The organism is Aquabacterium sp. A08, assembly GCF_011742065.1.
The window spans coordinates 1-755 of sequence record NZ_JAAQQT010000243.1; the positions used below are offsets into that span (position 1 = coordinate 1).

The following is a 755-nucleotide window of genomic DNA, read 5'->3' on the forward strand; positions in this document are numbered from 1 at the left end:
CGCCGACGTTTGCGCCTGCGCCGCCGGGGCGAACGCCGCCGCGCCCATCAAGGCTGCCGCGGCCACGCCCAGTTTCCCACCTCTCATGCTGTTTGCCATGTCATCTGCTCCAGTTTTGGTCCAACGGTTTGCCCCCCGGCGCTGGCATGCACCGGTTTGGGCACTGCGCACACACAAGCTTGGTCAACCGCCCACCCGGGCCGCTGTGCGCACTTTTTGTGCGCGCTTTTGTATACAAACTCGCTTATGCAAAGACTGGGCCAGACGGATGCGTCGCGGCCAGCAAAAAGCCGGTGAGGCCACAGCGCCACCGGCTTTGCTACCCAGGGGCAGCGGCGTGGTGGCGCCGTCAACACCACCCAAAAACCGCCGCCACCTGGCGAACCAGCGAGGTCAGAACTTCCAGCCCAGACCCACGCCGACCAACAGTGGATCGACCTTGAAGGTGTCGATCTTGGCGCCCGCAGCGGTCACGTCGGTCTTGATGAAGACCTTTTTGACGTCGATGTTGAAGTACATGTCTTTGGCCACGGGAATGTCCACGCCCACCTGCAGGGCGCCGCCCCAACTGTTGCGCTTGATGTCCAGCGGGGCCGGCAGGCTCACCGAGCTGAAGCGGGTGTAGTTGATGCCGGCGCCGACATAGGGCTTGAAGCCGGCGGCGTCGAAGTGGTATTGCAGCGTCAGGGTGGGCGGCAGGTGCTTGAGGGTACCGATCGGCGCGCCGCCCAGCGACACGGTCTGCTTTTGCGGCA

The 755-nt window shown here is 64.4% G+C and carries 1 protein-coding gene; it reads right to left on the reverse strand.

Annotated features, from left to right (window positions below; genetic code table 11):
* Positions 1 to 393: 393 nt before the first annotated feature.
* A partial coding sequence (locus HA630_RS01365; protein ID WP_166832148.1) for an OmpW family protein occupies positions 394 to 755 on the reverse strand: 362 nt, incomplete at its 5' end.